Annotated in this window: 29 protein-coding genes; 9 read left to right on the top strand and 20 right to left on the bottom strand. The window is 63.9% G+C overall.

Annotated elements, in window-relative coordinates:
- Nucleotides 1-21: 21 nt before the first annotated feature.
- Nucleotides 22-1,377 (bottom strand): homogentisate 1,2-dioxygenase, encoded by a 1,356-nt coding sequence (gene hmgA, locus RA21_RS05680; RefSeq protein ID WP_039147200.1) that lies wholly within the window; start codon nt 1,375-1,377, stop codon nt 22-24.
- Between the two features lie 71 nt (nt 1,378-1,448).
- Between hmgA and RA21_RS05675 the strand changes: the two genes are divergently transcribed.
- Both RA21_RS05675 and RA21_RS05670 read left to right on the top strand, forming a co-directional pair.
- A complete protein-coding gene (locus RA21_RS05675; protein WP_019296666.1) occupies nt 1,449-1,889 on the top strand; it encodes a MarR family winged helix-turn-helix transcriptional regulator in 441 nt (146 codons plus the stop codon).
- A 51-nt stretch (nt 1,890-1,940) separates the two neighbouring features.
- The gene (locus RA21_RS05670; protein ID WP_019296665.1) at nt 1,941-3,173 is read left to right on the top strand and encodes an adenylate/guanylate cyclase domain-containing protein; all 1,233 of its coding nucleotides are present in this window, start codon (nt 1,941-1,943) and stop codon (nt 3,171-3,173) included.
- Between the two features lie 18 nt (nt 3,174-3,191).
- On the opposite strand, the gene RA21_RS05665 is transcribed toward RA21_RS05670, so the two are convergent.
- The 4 genes from RA21_RS05665 to rplS all read right to left on the bottom strand — a co-directional run bounded on the left by RA21_RS05665 (nt 3,192) and on the right by rplS (nt 6,925).
- Nucleotides 3,192-4,001, bottom strand: coding sequence for a division plane positioning ATPase MipZ (locus tag RA21_RS05665; RefSeq protein WP_019296664.1), 810 nt, complete (start codon nt 3,999-4,001; stop codon nt 3,192-3,194).
- 111 nt (nt 4,002-4,112) lie between these two features.
- Nucleotides 4,113-6,203 carry a DEAD/DEAH box helicase gene (locus tag RA21_RS05660; protein ID WP_039147197.1) on the bottom strand — a complete coding sequence of 697 codons (2,091 nt, stop codon included), beginning with the start codon at nt 6,201-6,203 and terminating at the stop codon, nt 4,113-4,115.
- A 114-nt stretch (nt 6,204-6,317) separates the two neighbouring features.
- Nucleotides 6,318-6,539, bottom strand: coding sequence for a 50S ribosomal protein L31 (gene rpmE / locus RA21_RS05655; RefSeq protein ID WP_039147194.1), 222 nt, complete (start codon nt 6,537-6,539; stop codon nt 6,318-6,320).
- Nucleotides 6,540-6,550: 11 nt separating this feature from the next.
- Nucleotides 6,551-6,925, bottom strand: a complete 375-nt coding sequence (gene rplS / locus RA21_RS05650; protein ID WP_019296661.1) for a 50S ribosomal protein L19 — start codon at nt 6,923-6,925, stop codon at nt 6,551-6,553.
- A gap of 394 nt (nt 6,926-7,319) precedes the next feature.
- Here rplS and RA21_RS05645 point away from each other — a divergent pair, with 394 nt between their 5' ends.
- Nucleotides 7,320-9,398 carry a hypothetical protein gene (locus tag RA21_RS05645; RefSeq protein ID WP_152610498.1) on the top strand — a complete coding sequence of 693 codons (2,079 nt, stop codon included), beginning with the start codon at nt 7,320-7,322 and terminating at the stop codon, nt 9,396-9,398.
- A 38-nt stretch (nt 9,399-9,436) separates the two neighbouring features.
- Here the strand turns inward: RA21_RS05645 and RA21_RS05640 are convergent, their stop codons facing one another.
- From RA21_RS05640 to RA21_RS05585, 12 genes are all read right to left on the bottom strand, one after another.
- Nucleotides 9,437-9,772 (bottom strand): YegP family protein, encoded by a 336-nt coding sequence (locus tag RA21_RS05640; RefSeq protein ID WP_019296659.1) that lies wholly within the window; start codon nt 9,770-9,772, stop codon nt 9,437-9,439.
- A 106-nt stretch (nt 9,773-9,878) separates the two neighbouring features.
- Nucleotides 9,879-10,688, bottom strand: a complete 810-nt coding sequence (gene trmD, locus RA21_RS05635) for a tRNA (guanosine(37)-N1)-methyltransferase TrmD (RefSeq protein WP_039147188.1) — start codon at nt 10,686-10,688, stop codon at nt 9,879-9,881.
- A 173-nt stretch (nt 10,689-10,861) separates the two neighbouring features.
- Nucleotides 10,862-11,365, bottom strand: a complete 504-nt coding sequence (gene rimM, locus RA21_RS05630; RefSeq protein WP_039147187.1) for a ribosome maturation factor RimM — start codon at nt 11,363-11,365, stop codon at nt 10,862-10,864.
- A 153-nt stretch (nt 11,366-11,518) separates the two neighbouring features.
- Complete coding sequence (gene bluB, locus RA21_RS05625; RefSeq protein WP_039147186.1) at nt 11,519-12,157, bottom strand: 5,6-dimethylbenzimidazole synthase; 639 nt, start codon at nt 12,155-12,157, stop codon at nt 11,519-11,521.
- 4 nt (nt 12,158-12,161) lie between these two features.
- Nucleotides 12,162-12,530, bottom strand: coding sequence for a 30S ribosomal protein S16 (gene rpsP, locus RA21_RS05620; protein WP_019296654.1), 369 nt, complete (start codon nt 12,528-12,530; stop codon nt 12,162-12,164).
- 60 nt (nt 12,531-12,590) lie between these two features.
- Nucleotides 12,591-12,899, bottom strand: a complete 309-nt coding sequence (locus tag RA21_RS05615; protein ID WP_019296653.1) for a chorismate mutase — start codon at nt 12,897-12,899, stop codon at nt 12,591-12,593.
- Nucleotides 12,900-13,013: 114 nt separating this feature from the next.
- On the bottom strand, nt 13,014-13,616 hold the full coding sequence (locus tag RA21_RS05610; RefSeq protein ID WP_039147184.1) for a GNAT family N-acetyltransferase: 603 nt from the start codon (nt 13,614-13,616) through the stop codon (nt 13,014-13,016).
- Nucleotides 13,617-13,677: 61 nt separating this feature from the next.
- A complete protein-coding gene (locus tag RA21_RS05605) occupies nt 13,678-14,295 on the bottom strand; it encodes a GNAT family N-acetyltransferase (RefSeq protein ID WP_039147182.1) in 618 nt (205 codons plus the stop codon).
- 89 nt (nt 14,296-14,384) lie between these two features.
- Nucleotides 14,385-14,936 (bottom strand): GNAT family N-acetyltransferase, encoded by a 552-nt coding sequence (locus RA21_RS05600; protein ID WP_039147179.1) that lies wholly within the window; start codon nt 14,934-14,936, stop codon nt 14,385-14,387.
- Between the two features lie 2 nt (nt 14,937-14,938).
- Nucleotides 14,939-16,459 (bottom strand): signal recognition particle protein, encoded by a 1,521-nt coding sequence (gene ffh / locus RA21_RS05595; RefSeq protein WP_039147176.1) that lies wholly within the window; start codon nt 16,457-16,459, stop codon nt 14,939-14,941.
- A gap of 219 nt (nt 16,460-16,678) precedes the next feature.
- Entirely contained in the window at nt 16,679-17,170 is a 492-nt protein-coding gene (locus RA21_RS22565; RefSeq protein WP_152610497.1) for a hypothetical protein, read from the bottom strand.
- Between the two features lie 142 nt (nt 17,171-17,312).
- A complete protein-coding gene (locus tag RA21_RS05585; RefSeq protein WP_039147175.1) occupies nt 17,313-17,828 on the bottom strand; it encodes a hypothetical protein in 516 nt (171 codons plus the stop codon).
- Between the two features lie 274 nt (nt 17,829-18,102).
- Between RA21_RS05585 and RA21_RS05580 the strand changes: the two genes are divergently transcribed.
- On the top strand, nt 18,103-20,010 hold the full coding sequence (locus RA21_RS05580; protein WP_039147173.1) for an elongation factor G: 1,908 nt from the start codon (nt 18,103-18,105) through the stop codon (nt 20,008-20,010).
- Nucleotides 20,011-20,151: 141 nt separating this feature from the next.
- Nucleotides 20,152-20,679 carry a prolyl-tRNA synthetase associated domain-containing protein gene (locus tag RA21_RS05575; protein WP_039147170.1) on the top strand — a complete coding sequence of 176 codons (528 nt, stop codon included), beginning with the start codon at nt 20,152-20,154 and terminating at the stop codon, nt 20,677-20,679.
- Here the strand turns inward: RA21_RS05575 and RA21_RS05570 are convergent.
- Entirely contained in the window at nt 20,676-21,428 is a 753-nt protein-coding gene (locus tag RA21_RS05570; RefSeq protein ID WP_039147167.1) for an aspartate/glutamate racemase family protein, read from the bottom strand. The two genes, RA21_RS05575 and RA21_RS05570, sit on opposite strands and share 4 nt — an antisense overlap.
- Before the next feature lie 123 nt (nt 21,429-21,551).
- A complete protein-coding gene (locus tag RA21_RS05565; RefSeq protein ID WP_039147166.1) occupies nt 21,552-22,133 on the bottom strand; it encodes an FMN-dependent NADH-azoreductase in 582 nt (193 codons plus the stop codon).
- Nucleotides 22,134-22,257: 124 nt separating this feature from the next.
- Between RA21_RS05565 and RA21_RS05560 the strand changes: the two genes are divergently transcribed.
- The 3 genes from RA21_RS05560 to RA21_RS05550 all read left to right on the top strand — a co-directional run bounded on the left by RA21_RS05560 (nt 22,258) and on the right by RA21_RS05550 (nt 24,551).
- Nucleotides 22,258-23,136 (top strand): LysR family transcriptional regulator, encoded by an 879-nt coding sequence (locus RA21_RS05560; RefSeq protein ID WP_039138016.1) that lies wholly within the window; start codon nt 22,258-22,260, stop codon nt 23,134-23,136.
- Nucleotides 23,124-24,029, top strand: a complete 906-nt coding sequence (locus tag RA21_RS05555; protein ID WP_193748052.1) for a DMT family transporter — start codon at nt 23,124-23,126, stop codon at nt 24,027-24,029. The genes RA21_RS05560 and RA21_RS05555 overlap by 13 nt, the downstream gene beginning before the upstream one ends.
- A gap of 111 nt (nt 24,030-24,140) precedes the next feature.
- Nucleotides 24,141-24,551, top strand: a complete 411-nt coding sequence (locus tag RA21_RS05550; RefSeq protein ID WP_019296640.1) for a universal stress protein — start codon at nt 24,141-24,143, stop codon at nt 24,549-24,551.
- 12 nt (nt 24,552-24,563) lie between these two features.
- On the opposite strand, the gene RA21_RS05545 is transcribed toward RA21_RS05550, so the two are convergent.
- Entirely contained in the window at nt 24,564-24,908 is a 345-nt protein-coding gene (locus RA21_RS05545) for an ArsR/SmtB family transcription factor (protein WP_019296639.1), read from the bottom strand.
- Between the two features lie 90 nt (nt 24,909-24,998).
- On the opposite strand from RA21_RS05545, the gene RA21_RS05540 reads away from it, so the two are divergent.
- Nucleotides 24,999-25,895 carry a DMT family transporter gene (locus RA21_RS05540; RefSeq protein WP_039147164.1) on the top strand — a complete coding sequence of 299 codons (897 nt, stop codon included), beginning with the start codon at nt 24,999-25,001 and terminating at the stop codon, nt 25,893-25,895.
- The last annotated feature ends 13 nt before the right edge of the window (nt 25,896-25,908 follow it).

The raw sequence follows: 25,908 nt of genomic DNA, 5'->3' as shown, positions 1-25,908 counted from the left end.
GGGCAGCGCCCCCTCACCGTTTCATTTCAGGCCGGGCGTGCCGTCGAACTTCTTCTCGATGTCGCTCCAGCAGTCGATATAGTCATCCTGCAGCGGCGCGTCCTTGGCTGCAAAGGCGGTCAGATGCTGCGGGAAGCGGGTCTCGAACATGAAGGACATGGTGTTGTCCAGCTTTTCCGGGCCGAGGTTGGAGTTCGAGGCGCCCTCAAAGGCGTTCTTGTCCGGCCCGTGCGGCAGCATCATGTTGTGCAAGGACATCCCGCCCGGCACAAAGCCCTGCGGCTTGGCGTCATACTGGCCGTAGATATTGCCCATCAGCTCCGACATGATGTTCTTGTGGTACCACGGCGGGCGGAAGGTGTTTTCGGCCACCATCCAGCGTTCGCGGAACAGCACAAAGTCGATGTTGGCAGTGCCCGGCACGCCGGACGGTGCAGTCAGCACGGTAAAGATCGACGGGTCCGGGTGATCGAACAGGATCGCCCCGACCGGGCAATAGGTGGTCAGGTCGTACTTATAAGGCGCATAGTTGCCGTGCCAGGCGACAACATCCAGCGGCGAGTGGCCGATCTTGGTCTCATGGAACTGGCCGCACCATTTGATGGTCACGGTGGAGGGCGCATCGCGGTCCTCGAACGCCGCCACCGGCGCCTTGAAGTCGCGCGGGTTGGCCATGCAGTTGGCGCCGATCGGGCCGCGGCCCGGCAGTTCGAATTTCTGGCCGTAGTTCTCGCAGACAAAACCGCGGCAGGGGCCTTCCAAAACCTCGACCCGGTAGACCAGCCCGCGCGGGATGATGGCGATTTCCTGCGGTGCCAGGTCGATGATGCCCAGCTCTGTTGCAAAGCGCAGCCGGCCTTCCTGCGGCACTACCAGCAGCTCGGAATCAGCGGAGAAGAAGTAGCTGTCCACCATCGACTCGGTGACCAGATAGATATGGCTCGCCATGCCGACCTGGGTGTTCACATCGCCCGCGGTGGTCATGGTGCGCATGCCGGTGAGCCAGGTGAGGCCTTCATCCGAATGCGGCACCGGGTCCCAGCGGTACTGGCCCAGCGAGATCACGTCCGGATCAACGCAAGGTGCAGACTTCCAATGCGGCAGGTCGGTTTTCTCATAGCGGTGCGAATGCTTGACCGACGGGCGGATGCGGTAGCACCAGGTCCGCTCCGGCACATCGGCGGTAAAGGCGGTGCCGCTCAGCTGTTCGCCGTAAAGGCCATAGTTGCACTTTTGCGGGCTGTTCATGCCCTGCGGCAGCGCACCGGGCAGCGCCTCGGTTTCAAAGTCGTTTGCAAAGCCGGGCATATAGCCCTCGTGCGGCCCCTGAAGAGAGGGGGCCTGGATCATTTCATGGGGATCGGCTGGCCGATTCATCGCGCGTTTCTCCTCTTGCTGCTTGCGGGATATTAGTTGTTTTTGTAACTAACAAGGGAGAGGGGACGAAAATGAACGAAAAAGATGATTTCGCTTTGCAGGATTTCCTGCCCTACCTGCTGAACCGCGCTGCCGAGGAAAGCTCGCTGGGGTTCCAGAAGCACTACAAGAACCGCTACGGAATGCTGCGCACCGAGTGGCGGGTGCTGTTTCATCTGGGCAACTACGGCCAGATGACCGCCAAGGAGATCGGCAGCCGCGCCAAGATCCACAAGACCAAGATCAGCCGCGCGGTGGCCAAGCTGTCGGAGAAGCGGTTCGTGACCCGGACCCGCGATGAAAACGACCGGCGGGCCGAACATCTGGCGCTGACCCCGGCCGGTGAGGCGGCGTATAAGGATCTGCGCGAGCACGCGCTGGAGTTCGACACACGGATCTGCGCCCGCTTCACAACCGGCGAGGTTGCAATTTTGCGGTATATGCTGCGCAATTTAGCAGGGATTGAACCATAGACATTGCAAGGCCCAGCCCCCAGATAAAGCAGCGGGATTGAAGGTGAAGCGATGATACAGATTGATGTCAATTCAGGGCCGCTGATTGCCTGGCTGATGGAGCAGGGCCTGCATGGGGCGCCGCAGCAGGATCTTTTGCAGGGGTACTGCCAGCGTCTGGTTGATGCGGGGGTGCCCTTGTGGCGGTTCCATCTGGCGCAGCGGGCGTTTCACCCAAAGTTCGGCGGCATCGGCTTCAACTGGACCCGCGCTGACGGCATCAGCCACGAACACTACGAATACCGCGAATCCCCGCGCGAAGAATGGCTGCGCAGTCCGTTCTTCCACATCCTGGAGCACAATCTGGAAGAGTTTCGCGAGCGGCTGGAAGATAATGCGCCGGAACAGTTCCCCCTGCTGCCCGAACTGCGGGAGCGCGGCGCAACGGATTACTTTGCCAAGGGCGTTCGCTTCTCGCCGCCCGATGACGAACCCAATGATCCGCGCCACCCGCGCGAAGGGATGCTGGTCTCCTGGGCCTCTGACCGGCCCGGCGGCTTTTCCGGCCGCGAGCTGGACCTGATCCGCACCACCCTGCCGCATCTGGGGCTAGCGCTGAAATCCTCCTCCAACCGGCAGATGGCCAGCGACTTGCTGCAGGTCTATCTGGGCCGGGATGCCGGGCGCCGGGTGCTGTCCGGGGAAATCCAGCGCGGCTCCTCGCAGCAGATCGACGCGGTGATCTGCCTGTTCGACCTCAAAGGGTTCACCCAGCTGGCCGAACGGCTGCCGGGGACTGAGCTGATCGAGATGCTGAACGGGTACTTCGGCCTGGCGGTCGAAACCATCCAGGCGCATGGCGGCAATATCCTCAAATTCATGGGCGACGGCATGCTGACGATGTTCAATCTTGGCAGCATCGAAGAAGACGCCCACGCAGCGCTGGCCGCGGCCAATGAGCTGTGCGGCAAGGTGCGCGCCTATAACACTGAGCGTGAGGAGCTGGAATTGCCGACTGCCGGCTTCACCCTGGCGCTGCACGCCGGCGATATTCTCTATGGTAACATCGGGGCGGAGAACCGGCTGGATTTCACCGTGATCGGCCAGGCGGTGAACCAGACCGCCAGGATTGCCGGGATGCACCGTTCTGTCGGCCAGAACATCATCATGTCCGAGGATGTGAAAACCGCGGCCCGTGGCACCAATCATGACCTGGTGTCCCTGGGCCGCTACATGCTGCGCGGCGTGGCAGAGCCGATGGAGTTGTACACGATCTACCGCGGCAATTGCGGCTGCGACAGCTAGGCGGCTGCACAGCCGGGGTCAGATGCTGATCTCGACCCCGGGCAGGTTCACTTCCTTCATCATGTCGCGCAGCTCCTGCCGGGCGGCGATATTGGAGATGTTCAGCTGCTTGACGCCGATGTCCTTGAGGTCCAGCAGCGTCAGACCGCGCGGGAACAGCTCGCGGAAAATCACCCGCTCTGAAAAACCCGGCGCGATGCGGAAGCCGATCCGTTTGGACAGCATCTTGATGGCGCGTTCCATCTTTTCCTTGTTGACCATGCGCTGGGTGCCGACGCGGTTGCGGATCACGATCCAGTCGATCGGCTTCAGCCCGGCCTGCGCGCGCAGCTGGCGGGCGTTCCAGACCATTTCGGAATAAACGGACGGCCCGGTGATGGTCTCGCCCTTCTGGTCCACATGCGCCAGCAGGTCGAAGTCGACAAAGCTGTCATTCAGCGGCGTGATCAGCGTGTCGGCCAGTGAATGCGCCACCTGGCTGAGGCGGGTGTGCGAGCCGGGGCAGTCGATCAGGATGAAGTCATGGCCCGGCTCCAGCGCCGAGACTGCCGCTGACAGCCGGTGGTCATAGATGTTTTCGCCCGGCTGCAGGCTGGCCGGGTCGATCTCCGGCAGCTCATGGATTTCCACCATTGGCAGGTCCAGGCCGGATTTGACGCAGAAATCCTTGCGGTTCTCCAGGTAGCGCCCCATCGAGCGCTGCCGCAGATCCAGATCCAGCGCCGCGACCTTGTGGCCCAGACGGGCCAGGGTGGTTGCGACATGCATGGAAACGGTCGATTTGCCCGCGCCGCCCTTCTCGTTGCCGACGACAATGATATGCGCCATGTACAGGTCCCTTCGCTCGTGCTTTTGTGCACGTCTTTCGCTTTGGGCCCCTGTATAGGCTCTGGATTCCGCCAAGAAAAGCGGTGCGGGCAGTCTGGTAAACTTAGTGTATCACCTGTGTTTTGCAGGACCCGCAGGCTTGCGCTTGGGGCGGGCGTCGCCGCCCTTGCCGCCCTTTGCGGACACGGCTGCAGCGGCGCGCGCCTTGTTCTTCTTGCTGTTGGGCTTGCCGACCGGCGGCTTGGGGCCTTTGGCCTTGAACGGCTTGGCCGCGGGTGCGCCGGGCCGGGTCATCCGCTTGGAGGGATCCGATGCGCCTTTGGGCTTGGCGGTCACAGCCGGCTTGGGCTTGCTGGGGCGGTCCTCCTTGCGGGCCGGTTTGCTGTCCCAGTCTTTGCGCGCGGGCTTGCCGCCCCAGTCCTTGCCTGCAGTCTTGTCGCTCCGTTCCTTGCGCTCCGGCTTGTCGCTCCATTCCTTGCGGGGCGGGCGGCTGTCTTCGCGGTGATCGGATTTGGCACGGTAGGGCTTGGCGCCATCGTCCTTGCCGCGATGCGGTTTCCGGTCGCCTTTGAAGCCGCCCTTCGGCCCGCCGGGGCCGCGGCGCGGGGCAGGGGCCAGTTCGGGTGCCTCTGCCAGCTGCGTCAGCACAGCGCCCGGCTCCAGCTCTGTCTTGCCGTCCAGCGCCTTGAGGAAGCCCTCAACCGCGTCTTTGCTGATTTCGGCAAAGGTTTCGTTATCCTGCACCCGGATTGCGCCGATGGCGTCGCGGTCGATATTACCGGCCTTGCACAGCATCGGCAGCACCTTGCGCGGGTCGGCGCCGGCCTCGCGGCCGCCCGACAGGGAGAACCAGACAGAGGGGCCGAAGGCTTTGCGTTCCTTACGCTCCTTGCGCGGCTCCGGCGTGTCTGCCGGGCGCAGGTCCTCAGGCGCCGAGTGGCGGCTGCGGAACAGGCGCAGATAGGTTGCGGCGATCTGTTCGGGTGTGAATGTGTCCAGCAGGGTCTGCACGCCTGCCTGTTCGTTTTCGGCTACCGGCTCCTGCCAGACCGGATCGGCCAGCATCCGCTCTTCGTCGCGGGCCAGCACGTCGTCGGCAGACGGCGCTTCGCAATGCTCAGCGGTCAGCTTGGCCCATTTCAGCAGGCGCAGGGCCTTGGAGCGCGCTTTGGGCGGAGCGATCAGGGCGCTGACGCCCTTGCGGCCCGCGCGGCCGGTGCGGCCGGAGCGGTGCAGCAGGGTTTCGTGGTTCGAGGGCAGCTCCGCATGGACCACCAGTTCCAGCCCCGGCAGGTCAATGCCGCGGGCCGCCACATCGGTGGCCACGCAAACCCGGGCACGCCCGTCGCGCATTGCCTGCAGCGCATGGCTGCGTTCGGTCTGGGACAGCTCGCCCGACAAGGTCACCACCGGCAGGCCGCGGTTGGTCAGGCGCGCGGCCAGACGGTTCACCGCTGCGCGGGTGTTGGCAAAGACGATGGAGCTGGGCGCCTCATAGTAGCGCAGCACGTTGATGATGGCGTTTTCCGCGTCCGCTTGCGCGACGCTCATCAGACGGTATTCGATATCCGCGTGCTGCTTGGTCTCGCCTGCGGTCTTGATCCGCATCGCGTCGCGCTGGAAGGTCTCGGCCAGGCTGGCGATTGCCGGCGGCACGGTGGCGGAGAACAGCAGGGTGCGGCGGTCTTCGGGCGCTTCGCCCAGGATGAACTCCAGATCCTCGCGGAAGCCGAGGTCCAGCATCTCGTCGGCCTCGTCCAGCACCACGCCGCGTACCTGGCTGAGGTCGATGGAGCCGCGCGCGATATGGTCGCGCAAACGGCCCGGAGTGGCCGCCACGATATGGGCACCGCGTTCCAGCGCCCGGCGCTCATCGCGCATGTCCATGCCGCCGACGCAGGACGCAATCCGTGCGCCTGCCTCGCGGTAGAGCCAGCCAAGTTCGTGTTTCACCTGCAGCGCCAGTTCGCGGGTCGGGGCGATCACCAGCGCCAGCGGTGCCGCGGCCTCGCCGAACGCGTCCTCTTCGCCCAGCAGATCCTGGGCCAGCGCCAGGCCGAAGCCGACAGTTTTGCCCGATCCGGTCTGTGCAGACACCAGCAGGTCGCGCCCTTCCACGTCAGGCTGGGTCACAGCCTCCTGCACTTGGGTCAGGGTTTCATATCCGCGCTCTTGCAGTGCGTTGGCCAGGGCTTGTTTCACGAGGGGGCTGTCTTTCCCGCGGGGCGCACGTCCGGCCCCAGCGTCAGGAGAAAAAGAAAGAAGGCTGCCCGTCCGGGGCAGCCTTCGGGAGTTCTGCAAAATACGGCAGGCGGCTTAGAAGCCCAGGCCTTCGTATTTCTTCTTGAACTTGGACACGCGGCCGCCGGCGTCCAGCAGGCGCGAGGTGCCGCCGGTCCAGGCCGGGTGCACGGTCGGGTCGATGTCCAGGGCCAGCTGATCACCCTCAGCACCCCAGGTGGAGCGCATCTTGAGGACGGTGCCGTCGGTCATTTTGACGTCGATGAAGTGGTAATCGGGATGGGTGTCTTTTTTCATGATACCGCTCCTCAGGCTTTCTTGGGCTTGTAGTTCGCATCTTCTGCGATACGGGCCGACTTACCGCGGCGGGCGCGCAGGTAGTACAGCTTGGCGCGGCGGACGCGGCCGCGGCGCACCACTTCGATCGAGTCGATGTTGGTCGAGAACAGCGGGAACACACGCTCCACGCCTTCGCCGAACGAAATCTTGCGGACGGTGAACGAACCGGCAATGCCCGAGCCGTTTTTGCGGCTGATGCAAACGCCTTCGTACATCTGCACGCGCGAACGCGAGCCTTCGGTCACCTTGTAGCCGACACGGATGGTGTCACCGGCTTTGAAGTCGGGGATCTCTTTCCCCAGGGCGGCGATCTGTTCCGCCTCCAGCTGTGCGATCAGGTCCATCGCAACTCTCCTAAATTGCCTGCGGTTCATTCCGCAGAGGTTTGTGCCGTCATGAGAGCTCCTGGTCTTCACCGGGTCCCGCCAAAGGCAGCCCGCCAGAGATCACGCCGTCTGTTCCTTGCTGCTGGCGGGTTGGATCCTGAAGGAAACCGAAGAAGATTTCCGGGGCTGATCCAACAGCCAACGGCCCGGGGCCGATTCCCGGCACCAGACGAGCGGCTTTTAGGCCTGCTGCGCCAATGTTTCAAGGGAATTCTGCGGCGGCGCCCGGATCGCAGGCATTGATTTCCTTTTGATCGGCTGCGGATCTGCGGTTACCGTTCAAATACATTTATTTACGCAGCGTCAGCATATGCAGCCGGCCGGGCGCGCCTCACCAGGGAGGGGAGACAGCATGCCATTCAAAAAGATGGATATTTTCAACAGCGAACAATCCTACAAGGCGGAATTGAAGAAAGAGCTCAAGAAGCTGGATACCACACCGGGCGATTTCTACTTCTATGATGAGGTCACGCTGAACGGTGCAGCCCAGTCCATCCTGATTGTCGGCGAGGCGGCACCGCCCCTGCTGAAGGAGCTGAAGTCCAAAGCCAAACAGCGGGCGGTGGGGCAGTGTTCTGTCAAGGACGGCACGCTGCGGCTCAGCCTGGTGAAGGGCAGGATGCCTGAAAAGAAACTGAAGCCGCTGATGAAGGGCACCCAGTTCGGCTACGAGCTTGTGGCCGTGGACCTGGATGCGGGCGGCGAAGTTGATCCGGACAAGCGTTTCCTGAAACGGCTGCAGGCGGTGGAAAGCCGCTTTGACAAAATCAAGGGCAGGATCACGGATGACGAGCGCAAGGAGCTGCGCATCCTGTTCGGGCAGATCGAGGAGCAGAAGGACACGGACCAGGCACAAGCGGCCAAGACCCTGATCGCTCTCAACACCCGGATGGAGGAGCTGATCAAGCTGATCGGCGGCGGCAAGGAGGCCTCCAAGGAAGAAACCAACGCCAAGACCCGGCTCAAGGCCACAACCGCCCGGTTCGACAAGGTCAAGGGCAAGATCATGGATGATGAGCGCAAGGCACTGCGCCAGCATTTCGGGGCTGTGGCCGAACATTTCGAGAAGGGCGAATGGAAGCAGGCCTATGCCCGGCTGGAGGTGCTCGACAAGGAAATGGTCGGATATGTGAAGGCGGCGCTGGCATCGGATGAGCAAGACGCGGAAAAGCGCAGCGAGGAGTTCGCGCAGTCGGATAGCGGCAAAGCAGCCAAGATGCTGGCCAGCCGGATCAAGGAGGAAATCGCGAAGCTGGGCAAGCTGGAAACGGCCGTGACCCGCGAAGCCGGGGTGCTGAAGGACTTGCAGGAAACCCTGTCAGGGCTGACCAAAGCCAAGGATATCAGCAAGAAGCAACAGCAGGTCGATGCCAGCGCCGAGCGGCTTGAGAAGGCCAAACAGGTGCTGGAGCAGTCCCGCGGCCAGCTGCTGAAAAATGTCGAGGAGATGAAGGCCGAGAAGCTGGAAAAAGAAAAAGCCTTTGTCACAGCCTTGGGCAATATCAAGTCCCGCATCACGGCATTGGATGAAATGCTGGACAGCGTGCCGGTGGATCAGGCCCGCAGCCAGATCGAGGCGCTGATCAAGAAGCAGGCCGAGGCACAGCAATGGCAGGAAGAGCGCATCAAGGCAGAGGACGGCGGCGAAGGCCACGGCACCGGCCGCCACGGTGCGCAGACCGGCATGGAACGGCAGGCGATGCGGGCCTCTTCGCAGGACGGGGTGACCCCGGATCAGAGCGGCAATTCCGCCGGCACCGCGCAGGTGACCGAGAAGTGGAATAAGGTGAAAATCACCTATACCGAGGAGGACGGGAAACGGGTGATTGCCAACCGTTCGGAAGTCGAAAAGCAGATCGCAGCCAGCTTTGACCGCAAGCAGTACAGCGGCGGCAATGCCTCAATGTGGGCAACCCCGGTTCTTGAAAAGGAAGCCTTCGACCGGGCAACGTCCATTGCCGCAAAGTTCAAGGGGTTCACGCATTATGCCACCGGCAAAAAGACCCAGGCCAATCAGGTGACGGACGAACTGACCTCGCTGACCTTGAAGATGGGGCCGCCGGCCTCGGCGCCGGGCTGGGGCTATGCGCTCAAGCGTGACGGGGCTGCCGTTTCGCTCAACGATATCAAATCCGCGGTTTCCGACTTTGAACAGGGCAAATCCAGCCTGGATGACATGTTCAAGGCCCTGAACGTGAAACTGGTTGAAAAATCCGGTGGCGGCGGTGTGAAGATGGTGCCCCACTGCCTGGTTGTGCTGACCCGCTCGTCCACGGCTGGCGACTGGAAGTTCAAGACCCACTTCCCGGATGACCGGCTGGGCAGCAGTGATATTGGCTGGGAAACGGAGCGGAACCAGTCCAAGGGCGATGTCACCTTCAAGCAGGGAACAACGCTGACGGTCTGGAAAAACAACAAGATGCCGAACTAGCCGGCTGCGGCCGGGCCCGGACAGGGCCCGGTGCTGTTTCAGGCGGTCTGGTCGTCCAGCGCCGCGTCTGGCGCGTTCTTCTTGACCGACTCGATGCCGTTATCGCGGCCAGAGGCACTGGCGTAGCTTTGCGAGGTGCCGATCACCTGGCCGTTGGTGGCCTTGAGGTTGAACATGTGTTTGCCCGCGGCAGTTTCCTTGCGCTCATAGCGCGCGTCGTCGCCGGCATTCTTGCGGACCGATTCAATACCGTTCTCGGCGCTGGCCTTCTGCTTGTAGCCTTCGCTGGCCAGAATGTTTTCGCCATTGCCTGCCTTCAGGCGGAAGCGGAATTCGCCTGCGTTGTCGGTGTAGAGTTCAAATTTCCCAGCCACCCTGCTGTCTCCTGTCATTTAACTTATGCAGGAGGAGTAAAACACGGGTTCGCCAATGCGGCAACGGCTTGCATTGGGGAAAAGCCAGGCTGGTGCGTCACTTGCGCTATGGCTTGCCGCTGTCCTTGGAGCGGATGTAGGCCTCCCACAGGTCCGGGCGGCGGGCCTTGGTGATCTCTTCGCTCATCCCGTGGCGCCAGTCTGCGATCTTGCCGTGATGGCCGGACATCAGCACATCGGGGATTTCCCGGCCCTTCCATTCGGCAGGGCGGGTGTATTGCGGGTGTTCCAAAAGGCCCGAGGAAAAGCTCTCCTCCTCGGTCGAGGCGTGGTTGCCCAGAACCCCCGGAATCAGCCGCACGGTGGCGTCAATGAGCGCCTGTGCCGCCAGTTCGCCGCCAGTCATCACGAAGTCCCCCAATGAGACCTCCTGAATGCCGTAATGCTCCAGCACCCGTTCATCGACACCCTCGAACCGCCCGCAAAGCAGGGTGATGCCGTCGCATTGGGCAAAATTATGCATCATCTGCTGGTTCATCGGCCGCCCGCGCGGGGTCAGGTAGACCAGGGGCCAGTTGCCGCGGGTATCCGCCATCGTGTGTTCGATCGCTTCGCCCAGCACATCGGCGCGCAGCACCATGCCGGCGCCGCCGCCTGCGGGCGTGTCATCGACATTGCGGTGCTTGCCAACGCCGAATTCGCGCAGATCGGTGGTCTCCAGCTGCCAAAGGCCCTCCTGCAGCGCCTTGCCGGTCAGGCTTTCGCCCAGCACACCGGGAAAGGCCGCGGGAAACAGGGTGATGATCTTGGCCTTCCACACGCCAGCCAGGTCCGGCGTCGGCGTCATCAGCTCGCGCGGTTTCAGCGTGGGGCGGATGGCCTTGCGGCCATGGGAGCGGGAGGGCGTGTCTGTCATGGCGTCCTCATAGGCGATGGCGCGCTGCGAAGAAAGCGGAGTTATGCGAGGCTCTGCCTCGCGCTCCGGGATATTTTCGGCCAGATGTACAAGAGATCCAGTCTTCTTCTGGCAGGTAGTATCCTGGGGCTGAGCGCCAGTAGCGCGAGGGAGCAAAGCCCCTAATGCACCTTTCAGAACAGCCCTTCGGGCGGGTCGGCGACAATGCGGCGCTGGGTCAGATCCACGGTTGGCACCGCTTCCAGGGTGAAGGGCAGCAGCACGGTTGCCTTGAGGCCGGGGCCGTGGATCTCCAGCAGGTCGGAGGCGCCGTGGTTCTGCACCGATTTCACCGTGCCCAGCAGCGTGCCGCCGGTGTCATAGACTTCCAGCCCGATCAGGTCGGTATGGTAGAACTCGTCATCCGGCAGCTGCGGCAGCTGATCGCGGCGGGCAAACAGCCGCAATCCCTTGATGGCGTCGGCCTCTTCCTTGGTTTCAACACCTTCCAGCAACGCGGCAAAGCCGTTCTTGATCGGGCGGGTGATGGTCAGGGAGTAGGTCTTGCTCCCGTCCTCATTGCTGAGCGGCGAGTAGTCCTCGATCTCTTCCGGGATGGCACAGAAGCTCTTGAGCCGCACCTCGCCGCGCACCCCGAAGGACCCGGAAATGGCGCCTACGCAGATCAGATCGCTCATGCTGTCAGTCCTTTGCACAGAACCCCGCGCGCAGCCATTGGCCGCCGGATTGTTCGCAGAGTTCACTTTGATGGTTGCGTTCAAAGAAGATGCCCGCGGTAAAGGCCACTGCAACAAAAAACACAAGCCTTATCAACCGTCCCATGACAGGCCTCAGCGGGTTTCAAGCGGCAGGTCCGCCATCCGGCTTTCCCAGCCGGTTTCTTCCAGTTCCGGCGTGTCCGACAGCCGCTCCGGGTAGCCGATGCAGAAATAGCCGATCAGCTGCCAGCCCTTGGGCGCGTTCAGGTCGCGGTTCAGCTGCTGGGGCTCCAGCACCGAAACCCAGCCCAGCCCCAGCCCTTCGGCGCGCAGCACCAGCCAGAACAGGGTGATGGCGGTGACCACCGAATAGCGGCGCATCTCCGGCATGGTGGCGGCGCCCAGGCCGTGGCCCTGGGTGGTCTCATCGTCGCAGTAGACGGCCAGCTGCACCGGAGCATCGCGCATGCCGGACAGTTTCAGTTCCGCATAACGCTCAGCCTTTTCGCCGGAATACCCGGTCAGCGCCTGGGCATTGGCGGCTTCGAAATTCTTCAGCGCAGAGGCGCGGGCGGTTTCGCTTTCCACCCGCAGGATGCGCCAGGGTTCGCTCAAGCCCACGGACGGGGCGAGCTGAATGGCAGAGAGGCAGCGCATCAGCACTGCCTCCTCCACCGGATCGCTGCGGAACCGGCGCACGTCGCGCCGGAGCCGCATCAGCAGATCAAGCTGGCTGCGGAACTCTTCGGGAAAAGCGCCCCGCAGCTCCACGGAATTATTCCGCGTCTGCAGCTGCTTCGGCGGCTTCAGCAGCCTTTGCAGCTTTCTCTTCTGCGCGCTCCTGGGCTTTCTTGCCCGGGGTGCCTTTTTTCGGGTTGCTGCGCTCGGCCTTGGCGCGGACGCCTGCGGCTTCCAGCATGCGGGCGATACGGTCGGTCGGCTGCGCGCCCTGGTCCAGCCAGTGCTGCACGCGCTCCAGGTCCATTTTCACGCGGTCTTCCGAATCTTTCGGCAGCAGCGGGTTGTAGGTGCCCAGCTTCTCGATGAAGCGGCCGTCGCGCGGCATGCGGCTGTCAGCAGCCACGATGCGGTAGAAGGGGCGTTTTTTGGAGCCGCCGCGGGCCAAACGGATTTTCATTGCCATGGGTACATCTCCTTTGATGGCGTTGTCCGGGGTATGCCCCGGTTGTCCTGTTGTTGGTTGTTATTCTTGGTGTTTCTTGTGGTGGCGGATGACTTCATCAATGATGAAGTTCAGGAATGCCTTGGCGAATTCAGGGTCCAGATCGGCCTGATCCGCCAGGTCTTCGAGCCGTGCGATCTGGGCCGCTTCGCGGGTGGGATCGGACGGGGGAAGGTCGTGTTCGGCCTTGAGCCGGCCCACCGCCTGGGTGTGCTTGAACCGCTCGCCCAGAGTATAGACGAGGATTGCATCCAGACGGTCGATGCTTTCGCGGTGGCCCTTCAGCAGCGCGGCTGCGCGGGCAACGGGATCTTGGATATCTGTTGTCATCGGGGTCTCCGCAATACAGCAGGGCGGGGTGCCGTCGAGGGGGTGCCAGGCGTGCGCCGGCTGTGCACCACCTGTGCACCGCCGCAGCGCAGCATCCGGGAAATCGCGCGCACATTAGTCAATGGCCCAGCCCTCCGGTTTGAAGAGCGGGTCGGCGTAATGGCTGATTTCCATGTCGATCCCATGCGCAATCTGGCTGTCCTTCAGGGCGTCCGGCGCGGGGTGGCGGTAGACGGCGTCGTTGCCGTCGATGGTGGCGGCGCCGTGGTCCTTGGCAGCGCCGAGCCGTTCCGCGAGCCGGATCGAGTCGAGATTCTTGGGGTCGATATAGCTGACCGCAGTCTCCCAGCCCAGATTTGAATAGAAATGCTGGCGGGCGGCATGGGCTGCCTCCAGCGCATAGCCCTTGCCAGCGGCACCGGGCCAGATGATCCAGGCGATCTCGCGCTCCGGCCAGCCTGCGGGCTGCCAGCCGCCGGCCATGCCATAGGTTTCGCCGCTGGCCTTGTCGTGGATCATCCACATGCCGAAGCCGCGCACCTGCCAGTGGCCGATCTCGGCGGCATAGAGCATCCAGGCCTCGTAAGTGTTCAGCGGCCCGCCCATGAAGCGCGAGCGGTAAGAGCTGAAGGTGGCCTTGAAGTCAGGGTAATCCTGCGCTTCGGGGCCGCGCAGCACCAGGCGGCGGGTTTCGATCACCGGGATGTCAAACGGCATCAGCGCGCTCCTTCCAGCGGAAGGGCGCGGCGGCGCCAGGATATGATCCCGCGCAGGCGCATCAGTGCAAAAGCCCCCGGGCGGCTTCAGGGCCGGAGCGGCGGGCGGCGGGCGAGTGGCGCCAGCAGCGCAGGCCGGGCGCCGGCTGCAGCGGGAAGGAGACCAGCCGTTCCGGCTGGGCGCCGGCGCGGCGGGCCAGGGCGATGGAGGCGGTGTTTTCTTCCGGCACGTAGGAGACGATGGTGTCCCAGCCGGCCGCGTTGAACAGCCAGTCCAGCACGCATTGCACGGCTTCGCTGGCATAGCCCTTGCCCTCGCCGGTCTCCATCAGGTGCCAGGACAGTTCCGGTTCCGGCCAGCCCTTGGGGAACCAGGGGCCGACCAGGCCCACGGTGTCGCCGGTGCTGCGCTCCACCACGGCAAACAGGCCGTAGCCGTGCAGGTGCCAATGGCCGATGATGGTGGCGATCGACCACCACAGAGAATCGGCGTCATCCGCAACATTGATAAACCGCGGCGCGTCCGGCGCCAGGAAGGCAGCCTGGGCGTCAAAATCCGGATCCGCCGGAGAAATCAGCATCAGCCGCTTGGAAACCAGCCGTGGATACCGCCGTTGCGCGTCTTTCATATCGTACCCCATTGCCCGGGCGGCAGGCCGCCCGGCGTCTTTTTCACCCATCCGGTGAAGGAGTATCGTGGAGACTGCGTAATTTTCCGTTAAACGGCTGCGGGACGCGCCGGGCTGCGCAGTGCGGGACAGATGGGAGATCATGCGTAGGCCTCCATCCCGCCGTCGCAAGGCGCCTCTGGGGCAGGGTGGCGGTAGACCAGTTCGCGCCCGTGCTTGGGGTTGTCGAATTCAGCTTCGAACACCGCGCCCAGCCGTTCGGCAAGCGCCACCGAGCGGGTGTTGCCCGGGAAGATGTTGGAGCACAGTGCGGGCAGGCCCATCACCTCATAGGCGTGGGTGCGGGCGGCCAGTGCGGCCTCTGCCATGATGCCGCGGCCTTCGCCCGCCGGGAAGGCAACCCAGCCTAATTCAGGTTCCGGCCAGCCCTCGGGCTGCCAGATGCCGGTGATGCCAAGCGGCTCGCCGGTCTGCTTGCAGGTGATGGTCCAGAAGCCGAAGCCGCGCATCGCCCAGTGGCCCACCGACATGGTGAACCAGCGCCAGGCCTCGTTGCGGTCCAGCGGCCCGCCAAATCCCCAGGAGCGTGCTTCATCCGCGAAGAACGCTGCCACCGGCCCGAAATCCGCCGCCTCCGGTCCGCGCAGGACCAGGCGTTCGGTTTCAAGCTGAGGGATGGCGGGGAGCTGCATGATTACTTCTTCTTGCCAAATCCGCTGAGGCCCGCGGGCAGGCCCATGCCGCCGCCGAGACCGGGGAGGCCGCCGGGCAGGCCGCCTTTGCCGCCCATGGCCTTGGCTGCCGCTTCCAGCGCCTTGGGGTCCATCTGGCTGGGATCCATGCCGCCCATATCCGGCATGCCGCCTTTGCCGAACATGCCCTTCATGGCCTGTTTCAGCATCTTGCCTTTGCCCATCTTGCCCATCTTCTTCATCACATCGGCCATCTGCCGGTGCATCTTCAGAAGCTTGTTGAGGTCGGAGACTTCCATGCCAGAACCGGCCGCGATGCGCTTCTTGCGGGAGGCCTGCAGCAGGGCGGGGTTGGCGCGTTCCTTCTTGGTCATCGACTGGATCATGGCGATCTGGCGCTTCAGCACCTTGTCGTCCATGCCGGCGTCCTGCACCTGCTTGGCCATTTTGCCCATGCCAGGCATCATCTGCATCATGCCCTCCATGCCGCCCATCTGGAGCATCTGTTCAAGCTGCATCTTCAGGTCGTTCATGTTGAACTGACCCTTCATCATGCGCTTCATCATCTTCTCGGCCTGTTCGGCCTCGATGGTTTCCTGGGCCTTTTCGACCAGCGCCACGATGTCGCCCATGCCCAGGATGCGGCCGGCGATCCGGTCTGCCTCGAAAGTCTCCAGCGCGTCCATCTTCTCGCCCAGGCCGACAAAGCGGATCGGTTTGCCGGTGACAGCGCGCATCGACAGCGCCGCACCGCCGCGGCCGTCGCCGTCCATCCGGGTGAGGACCACGCCGGAGATGCCGATCTTGGCGTCGAATTCCTCGGCCACCTCAACGGCGACCTGGCCGGTCAGGCCGTCGACCACCAGCAGGGTCTCGCGCGGGGAGACCACGTTGCGGACGTCTTCGACCTCCTGCATCAGGGTCTCGTCGATGTGCAGGCGGCCGGCGGTGTCCAGCATGTAGACGTCATAGCCGCCGAGCGTCGCCTGCTGCTTGGCGCGTTTGGCGATGTCGACGGGTTTCTGGCCGGGCACGATGGGCAGGGTGTCGACGCCGATCTGGGTGCCGAGGACAGCCAACTGGTCCATCGCCGCCGGGCGGTAGACGTCGAGCGAGGCCATCAGGACCTTCTTGCCCTCTTTCTCCTTCAGCCGTTTCGCCAGCTTGCCGGTGGTGGTGGTCTTACCGGAGCCCTGCAGGCCGACCATCAGAACGGGGGCGGGCGGGTTGTCGACCTTGAGCTTGCCGGGGTCTTCCTCGCCGCGCAGCACGTCGACCAGCGCGTCGTGGACGATCTTCACGACCTGCTGGCCCGGGGTCACCGATTTGGTGACGGCCTGGCCGGTGGCCTGTTCCTGAACCTTCTTGACGAAATCGCGGGCAACCGGCAGCGAGACGTCGGCTTCCAGCAGGGCCACGCGGACTTCGCGCAGGGCGGATTTGACGTCTTCCTCGTTCAGGGCGCCCTGTTTGGTCAGCCGGTCAAAGACGCCGGAAAGGCGTTCGGATAGATTTTCAAACATGCCTGCGGCCTCCTAATGCCGGTTTCAACGTGTGGCGCCCCCGTATGTAGGGGACAAGCGAACCATGCGCAAATGCCCGCCGGTCCTGGTGTCAGTCGTGGGGGCAAACCAAACGAGTTTGCCCCCACGGGCGTAACACGCTGGTGGGGGGCGATCCCTGGCACGGGCAGGGACCGGAAGACTCAGATCTCCCGGATGTTTGGGCAGGCGATACGCGGATTAGGGGCCGGAGTCAACCTTTGCGGCTTCCAGCCAGTCGTTGACGCGGTTTGCTGTTTCAATATGTGCAGAGGAAGTGCCAGGGCGCGAGATCAGCGGGCGGAAGAAGTAGCCTTCATCCGATTTGATCAGCAGTGAGGGCTGGTATTCCGGCTTGCCCGTTTCTGATGCCGCAATGTCGAGCGTGTAGGTTTCTACCGCAGCTAGTGGGACCTTCAGTTCATCGAATTGGAGGGCTGTCTTTCTGCGATGGGTCATTTGATCACTTTGCCGGTCGAAAATCAGTTGGCTTCGATCCAGGCTCAATGCGGCCAGTCCGAGCAAAACAACTGCTATAGCTGCCAGAACCGCAGCAATTGAGATGTCTCCGTGCCAAGTCCACCTAAGAGAATAAAAGGCCGGGACCAGTGCGATGATGCTCAGCGCAACCGGCGCCAGCCAGTCTTGATACTCTAATATCAATTGATCCGGCGTTTCACGGGTGATCTGCATCTGTAGTTATGCCTTGCTTGGCAGAGGGGAAATGGCTCAGGAGAATTCTGAAATTGTGCGAGCAGGAGTTAGTAGCTCTGACAATAGCGACGGTTTCAACTAAAAAACGTGCCTGGAACGGGATGGCGAAGATGCTTGTCAGTTACTGAGAGTGTTCCTGCATTTGTTCGCTGGCCGGCAGCCAGGCATTGATCGCCTCCGCCAGGTGCTGGGCGCCGCGGCCGCTGGTGTAGGCCTCGACCACCGGGTGGCGGCCGGCGCTCATGCCGCCGTCGAGCACCAGAACCGGGCGGTGGAGCGTGCGGGTGCGGCCCTCGCGGCGGCTGGTGGTGCTTTCCACCTCGGCGTGGGAGAGGTCGGCGAGATGGTGCTCCACCTTGCTGTAGCCGAACACCGACTGGCGCCGGATCACCACGCTGCCGCCGGGGCGGTCGAGGATCACCTGCACCCGGCGCACGAACAGGCAGAAGGCCAGCGCGCCCATGCCGCCGCCAACCAGGGCAAAGACGAGGCCTGGCAGGATCAGGTCGCCGCCCTGGCTGAGCATGCCGAGGCCGGCGCCGGCAAAGACCAGGATGAAAAAGACAAGCATGATGCCGATCAGCCAGGGTGTATCGGACAGGATCAGCTGTTCGGGCGTGTTGCGGGTGATTTTCATGGGGATAGCTTACCCAAGGGAAGGCCGGGGGAGAGGGGAAATCGGCGGCGGATGCGTCAAAACTGTGCGCGGGGTGCCGCCGCTACGCCCTCTGCGCGCTTGACTCAGGGGCGGACGCTTGGCCAACATCGAGAACGGCCCCTTGCTGTCCACTCACCGGCAGGGGGCGCTCAGAAGAGCACCGAGGCAGATCTTTGGCACAGGCAAGCTGCACGCCCTTGGCGGCTGCGGTCCTAGGCGGGCATTCGCATCAGCTAAGGGAGGATCTGAGAACATGCGCGTTTTCACTATTCTGGGACCGTCGCAGTCTGGCAAATCAACGCTGGCTACGGCGCTGGCCAATCTGGACAGTGCCGCGGGCAAGAGGCAGGAGGTTGCAGGCGTCGCCGCTTTGCAGCCTTTTTCATTTATGGGGGAGGACTGGGCCGCGATCGACATTGCGGGCGGCGCCGATAACCTGGCGCAGGCGGGACCGGCCTTGGCGGCCAGCGATGCTGCCGTCCTCTGCGTTCCGGCGGATGCCGGCGCTGCGGTCCTCAGCGCGCCTTACTTGCGCAAGCTGGAGGAGGCGGGAGTTCCCGCCTTTATTTTTGTCAATCGTATGGACCAGGCAGCGGACCGGGTGGCAGAGATCGTTGCCGCGCTTCAGGCCTATTGCAGCCACAACATCATCCTGCGGCAGGTGCCGATCCGCGAGGATGGTCAGGTTGTGGGTGCTGTGGATCTGATTTCCGAACGCGCATGGCAGTATCAGGAGGGCAAGCCCTCGGCGCTGATCGAGCTGCCGGTGGCGATGTACGCGCGTGAGCAGGAGGCGCGCACTGAGCTTTTGGAGGCGCTGGCGGATTTTGACGACACGCTGCTGGAGGAGCTGATCGAGGATCAGCAGGTGATGGCGGAGGAGGCCTATGAGGTGGCCACCAAGGTGCTGCAGCACAACGACCTGATCCCGGCGCTGATGGGATCGGCAGAGCATAAGAACGGGATTATGCGGCTGATGAAGTCGCTGCGCCATGAGGCCCCGGATGTGGGTGTGGCGCTGGAGCGGCTGTCGCAGGACGGCAAAGTGGTGGCGGTCGGCTGTATGGCGGATCTGGTCAAGCATCTGGGCAAGACGGTGATGGTGCGGGCGCTGGACGGCAGTGTCGGCAACGGCGTGCCGGTTGGCGGTGCGGCGCTGGGATCGCTGACCGGCATGGGATCGGCAGCCAATACCAGCCTGACGCCGGGCGACATGGGGCAGGCGGTGAAGTCTGACCATCTGAACCTGGGCTTTGCCTATGGGCCGGACGGAGCATCGCCGCTGCCGGAGTGGGCGCAGCCGCGGCCCTCGACCTTCCGGCGGGTGATCACCCCGGTGAATGAGCGCGACGATGCGCGCCTGTCCACCGCGCTGGAACGGCTGGCGGAAATCGACCCGGCGCTGGTGCTGGGCCAGGACGAGGCCAGCGGCCATGTGCTCTTGAACCTGCAGGGGCCGCTGCACATGCGCCGGATCAAGCAGGCGCTGAAGGACGAGTTCGGCGTCGAGGTGGAAGAAGGGGCGGTGCCGCCGGCCCTGCGTGAAACCATCAAGAAACCCGTGCAGGTGCATCACCGCCACCGCAAACAGTCCGGCGGGGCCGGCCAATTCGCCGATGTGGTGATCGAGGTGAAGCCCCTGCCGCGCGGCAGCGGGTTTGTGTTCGAGGAAACGGTGAAGGGCGGCGCGGTGCCCAAGAACTACATCCCCTCGGTCGAGGCGGGCGCGCGCGAGGCGCTGGCGCTGGGCCTCAATGGCCATCCGGTGGTGGATGTCTGCGTGACGCTGAAAGATGGCAAGCACCATTCGGTCGACAGCTCCGACTATGCGTTCCGCACCGCGGGCAAGAACGCGGTGAAGGAGGCGCTGGCGGAGGCCGGCGCGGTGCTGCTGCAGCCGATCATGCGGGTGCATATCCATGTGCCGTCGGTGTTCACCGGCGGGCTGGTGCCGGTGGTGAGCGGCATGAAAGGCCAGATCCTGGGCTTCGAGGCCGAAGACGGCGTCGCGGGCTGGGACGTGTTCGAGACGCTGCTGCCGATGTCGGCGCAGGATGATCTGTGCAGTACCCTGGCCAGCGCCACCCGCGGCACCGGCTGGTTCAGCACCGACTTCGACCACTACGAGGAGGCGCGGCGGGCGGATTTCGCCGAGGCGTGATCTGGCCGGGCGGCGGGCGGTCGCGCCCGCCCTTCACAGAGATGGCGCAAAACGGGGCGCAGGGGGCGGAACACCTCTTGCGTCCCGTGTCCGTTTTTTGTGATCTGCGCTGCAAACCGGAACGGCTTGCGGAGTAAGATCATGGATGCGTCATCGGCCTATCAGGATAGCCTGCCCATCTCCTCGGATGCGCTGCTGAAGCAGCTGGACGACTGGGGTATTGCTTATCAGCTGCATACCCATGTGCCGCTGCGCACGGTGGAGGACGCCAAGGGCGTCGAGGAGCAGTTCATGGTGCCGGGTGAAAACGCGCTGCGGCTGAAGAACCTGTTCCTGCGGGACAAGAAGAAGCGGAATTATCTGGTGACGCTGCAGCAGGACCGCGAGATCGACCTGAAGGCGCTGGGCGCTGAGCTGGGCATCGGAAACCTGTCCTTTGGTTCCGCTGACCGGCTGCTGGAGAACCTCGGCATCCGTCCCGGCGCGGTCAGCCCGCTGGCAATGATCACCGGCGCGGAGAAAGGCGTCACCTTCTATATGGATGCGCAGGCGCAGGAGGCCGACGTGATCTATATGCATCCGCTGGTCAACGACCGCACGGTGGCGATGAAGCGCGATGATGTGATGGCGTTCTTTGAGCGCATCGGCGTTGAGGTGCGCTGGGTCTAACCGGCCCTTTCGTCCGCCAGCGCCAGATCCAGCGCGGCGGTAACATGGGCGGCGGAGGGGTTCACGAACAGGAAGCCGCCTGCCTCGAAGCTGACGTCGTCGATATGATCGGGGAAGGCCAGCGGCAGTTCGGTGCAGGCCAGCAGGATGGCGGTGCCGGGCTGCGCGTGTTTCTTGCAGAACCGCAGCAGGCGGGCCTGTGCGGTGGCGGAAGCGCCGCCGTAGAAGTCTTCGTCGATCATCATCTGCATTTCGGCGATCTCGTCCTGCGGCAGGGTATCGTTCGCACCGACCCCGTGTGCGGCGAGCACGCTGGCATAGTTGCGGGCCTGCATGGTGACGGCGGTGCCGAGCACCAGCGCGCGGCTGGCGCCGGTTGCGGCGGTGGCTTCTGCGGTGGCGTCGAAGATGCTGAGGATCGGCATCACCACGCCCTCGCGGATCGCGTGCAGGCGGGCGTGCGGGGTGTTGGAGGCGATGAGGGCGAAGTCGCAGCCGGCGCGTTCCAGCGTCAGCATCGCCTCGCGGAAGACGGCATCAAAAGCGGCCCAGCTGGCCTCATCCCCCGGGCGGCCGCGCAAGGCGCGGGTCTGGGCCTGCACTACGGATTCGATGGTGATCGGCGGCACCGGTAGCGGCGAGCCCGCGCCGCGGTCCGCAAAGAACCGCCCGGCGCCCTCGCAGATGGCGCGGTAGTAATCGAGGGTGGAGGCCCAGCCGACGCCGCCGAGAATGCCGATCTTCTTCATGGGAATGCCTGTGGTTTGAAATGCGGATGCGGGCAGAGTGGCACAGGCCCCGCCGCGCTGCCAAACGCAAAAAGGCCGCCAGCCGGGGGTGGCTGGCGGCAGGAGCGCGGGGCAGTGCGGGGATCAGGCCGCCAGCGCTTCGATTTGGTTTTTCGCTTTGGCCAGGGCGCCCTCGGCGTCGATGGACATGGCGTCGGCGGCCACGATCTCAACCTCGGTGATGCCGATGAAGCCCAGCACATGGCGCAGGTAGGTGGTGGCAAAGTCGATGTCGGATCCGGCCTGGGTGCCGCCGGAGGCCACCGCGACAATGGCGCGTTTGCCTTCCAGCAGGCCGATGGGGCCGGTTTCCTCGTAGCGGAAGGTGACGCCGACGCGGGCCACCAGGTCAATCCAGGCCTTGAGCGTGGAGGGCACCGAGAAATTGTAGATCGGCGCGCCGATCACGATGGTGTCGGCCTGTTTCAGTTCCGCGACCAGCGCATCGGAGAGGGCGAGCAGCTGCTTGTCTGCCTCGCTGCGCTGGTCGGCCGGGGTGAAGTTGGCGCCGATCCAGGCGCCGTCCAGCAGCGGCAGCGGCGCGGCGAGGTCGCGGCGGATCACAGTGTCCGCGTCCAGGCGGCTGACGATCTGTGCGGAGAGGTCCCGGGTCACCGAGCCTTCGGTGCGGGCGGAGGAGTCGAGGTGCAGAACGGTGCGGGTCATTTTGGTGTTCCTGTGCTTGTTGCTGACAGAGATTTGGGTTATTGCATTTGCGAACGCAACGCCGCAAAAGTAACATCGAGTGTGCGCGTGTGCGCATGTCGCGCGGATTGGCAAGGAGGCAGCCATGGACAATTGGGATGAGGTGCGCACCGCCTATCAGGTCGCCCGGATGGGCACGGTCAGCGGTGCGGCCGAAGTGCTGGGCGTGCACCATGCCACGGTGATCCGCCATATCGACGCCATCGAGGCACGGCTGGGGGTGAAGCTGTTCCAGCGCCACGCCCGCGGTTACACGCCGACGGAGGCTGGGCAGGACCTTTTGCGAGTGGCGCAGGCAACCGATGACCAGTTCAGCCAGCTGGTCGGCCGGCTGAAGGGGCAGGGTGATGATGTCTCCGGTGAGCTGGTGGTGACGTCGCTGGCGTCTTTTGCACCTATGCTGGTGCCGGCGCTGAAGGAATTCCAGGACATGCACCCGGGGCTTATCATCCGCTATCTGACCGGCGACCGCCTGTTCCGGCTGGAATACGGCGAGGCGCATGTGGCGGTGCGGGCGGGCAACGCCCCGGATCAGCCGGACAATGTGGTGCAGCCCTTCATCAAGCAGCAGGTCGGGCTTTATGCCTCCAAGGCCTATGCCGAAAAATACGGCGTGCTGCAGGGTGTCGAGGACATGGCCAATCACCGCTTCATCGGCAATGACGATGAAAACAGCCGCGCGCCGTTTTCGCGCTGGCTGCGGACCCATGCGCCGGCTGAGGCGATCTCGTTCCGCTGCTCCAACGGGTTCACCATGCAGAACGCGGTGCACAGCGGCGCGGGCATTGGATTCATGGCAGCCTGGGAGGCCCGGCAGAACCCGAACCTGGTGGAAATGATGGCGCCGCAGGAAGAATGGGAGGGCACCCTTTGGCTGGTGACCCATGTGGACCTGCACCGCACCACCAAGGTGCAGGCGTTTTTGAAGTTCCTCAAGGAACAGGCCAAGGAATGGCAGCTGTGAGCGAGGCGCTGCGCGGGCATCTGGCGATGCTGCTGTTCTCGGCGCTGGTGGCGGGGTCGTTCTCGCTGGGCGTGATGGTGGCGAATGAGATTGCGCCGGCGGCGCTGAACGCGGCGCGGTTCGGCATTGCTGCAGTGGTCATTGGCGTTGCCGCCATGGCGACCACCGGAATGCGGCGGGTGCATTTTCAGGCGCCCTGGCGGTTTGCGGTTCTGGGCGGGCTGTTCGGCGGCTACTTCGTGCTGATGTTCTACGGGCTGCAGACCGCGGCGCCGGTCAGCGCGGCGGCGGTGTTCACGCTGGTGCCGGTGATGAGCGCGGGGTTCGGCTGGCTGCTGTTGCGGCAGGTCACCACCCGCTGGATGGCGCTGGCGCTGTCGATCGGGGCCGCGGGCGCAGTCTGGGTGATCGTGCGCGGTGACCTGCAGGCGCTGGCGGCATTTCAGATCGGCCAGGGCGAGATAATTTATTTCTGGGGCTGCGTGCTGCACGCCATTTACACGCCGATGGTGCGCAAGCTGAACCGGGGTGAGCCTGCGGTGGTGTTCACCTTCGGCATGCTGCTGGCGGGCGGCGGGCTGCTGGCGGCGTTCGGCTGGCAGGACATTCTGGCGACTGATTGGATGCAGCTGCCGGGCATAGTCTGGATCGGCCTGTTTTATCTGGCGTTTTTTGCCAGTGCTGCCACCTTTGTGCTGCTGCAATACGCCACCCTGCGGCTGCCATCGGCCAAGGTCATGGCCTATACCTATCTGACCCCCAGCTGGGTGATCCTGTGGGAGATTGCGCTGGGCCGCGGCGCGCCGCCGGGCATGGTGCTGATCGGGGTGGTGATGTCGGTGGCCGCACTGGTGATGCTGCTGGAAGGCGACGCCAAGCCGGTGCGCGCCTGAACGCTGCCCGCCTGAGCACTTCCTGCTGGGCGCGCTTGCGGCAGGTCAACGCAAGCCCCCTGTTTTCCTGTATACTGGTCCCGAGGGACACGTCAGGAGAAGGAGGGAAAGATGTTCAGACATATCATGGTGCCCGTCGACCTGCACATGCCCCCGGCGGTCAAGAAGGCCTTGAACGTGGCCGCGGATTTTGCCGCCAATCATGGCTCACGCGTGACGCTGGTCCATGTGACGGGCGAGCAGATTGAAGGCGCACACACCCTGGGGCCGTCCGGGGATGAATTGGCTGCACTGGCCAGCAAGATGGCCGAAAGCAGTGGCGCAAGGGTTGAGGCGCTGCCAGTGCATTCCGTGGATGTGGGGTCGGAGATGGACTCTATCCTGGCCCGGACAGCCAAGGAGCTGGAGGTGGACCTGATCGTGATCGCAACACATATGCCCGGCATCCTGGACTATGTGTTCTCGTCCCACGCCAGCCATCTGGTGCTGCATTCCGAAATTTCGGTGTTTGTCGTCCGCTAGGGGCCAGTGGCCCTAACTGCCGGTCTGGCTGTCCTCTGACAGGTGCTCTGCCTCCAGGAAGCGCTCGAAGGCATCCAGGTTCACCGGCTCGAACTGGCCGAAGCCCTGCATCCAGACAGAGGCGGCGCGCATGGCGTCGGGCTGCAGCTTGCACCATTTGACCCGGCCGCGCTTTTCCTGCGCGATGAGGCCGGCGCGGGTGAGGATGGTCAGGTGCTTGGAAATGGCCGCCAGTGACATCTCGAACGGCTCTGCCACGTCGGTCACGGCCATGTCGTCCTCCAGCAGCATGGTCAGGATCGCCCTGCGGGTCGGGTCGGCCAAGGCTGCAAAGACGGTGTCGAGGGTGTCGCTCATGCCTGATACTCCTAAAGGGCAAGAAGCGGGTCGACAATCCTGCAAAAACTGCGATGGATCGGTGCAAGGCATTTCGAGAGGGCAGTTGGCATGGCGTTGCGCTATTGGGCGGTGATCTTCATTCTCGGCATCGGCTGGGGCATGTCCTTCATGTTCAACGCCATCCTGTTGCGCGAGCTGGGGCCGCTGTCGGTTTCCATGGGCCGTGTGGGCTTTGGAGCGCTGGGCTGCTGGATCTATGTGCTGGCGGCGCGGAAGACCGTGCCGGTCAATGCGCGGCGCTGGCTGGCGCTGTTCGGTTTTGGCGTGCTCAGTTATGCGGGGCCGTTTGCTTTCTACGCGCTGGGCCAGCAGCACATCGCCAGCGGCGTGGCGGGGATCGTCAATGCGACCACACCTGCGCTGGCGGTGGTGGTGTCGCATTTCTGGCCCGGCGGCGAGCGGGCGACGGTGCTGAAATCGCTGGGAGTGATCTGCGGGTTCCTCGGGATAGTGCTGTTGTCGCTGCCGATCCTGGAGGGCGGCCAGTCCTCGGAAGCCTGGGCGGTGCTGATCACCCTGTGCGCGCCGCTGTGTTATGCCTTCTCCGTCAATTTCGCGCGCAGCTTCCGGGATATGGAGCCGGTGGTGCTGGTGGCGATCGCGCTGACCGGGTCGACCGCGGCGATTGCGCCGCTGGCGCTGTGGAGCGAAGGGATGCCGGTGATCACAAAGGCGGAGACTTGGGCGTCGCTGCTGGTGATCGGCTTTGTGCTGACCTCGGCGGCCTTCATCGCGTTCTACTGGGTGCTGCCCAAGGTGGGGCCGACCAATATCACCATGCCGACGCTGATTGCGCCGGTGTCGGCGCTGTTTCTGGGCACTTACATTCTGGGCGAGACGCTGCTGGCAGAGCACCTGTGGGGCATGGCAGCAATCTTGGCAGGGCTGCTGCTGATTGACGGGCGGATTGTGCGCTGGCGGCTGCCGAAACCGCCCGCCGGCTAAAATCAACCTTTTG

Origin of the sequence: Leisingera sp. ANG-DT (genome assembly GCF_000813785.1) — a bacterium.
Classification (GTDB): Bacteria; Pseudomonadota; Alphaproteobacteria; order Rhodobacterales; family Rhodobacteraceae; genus Leisingera.
Note: the sequence above shows the minus strand (reverse complement) of the source record. Positions and strands in the feature narration are given on the sequence as shown.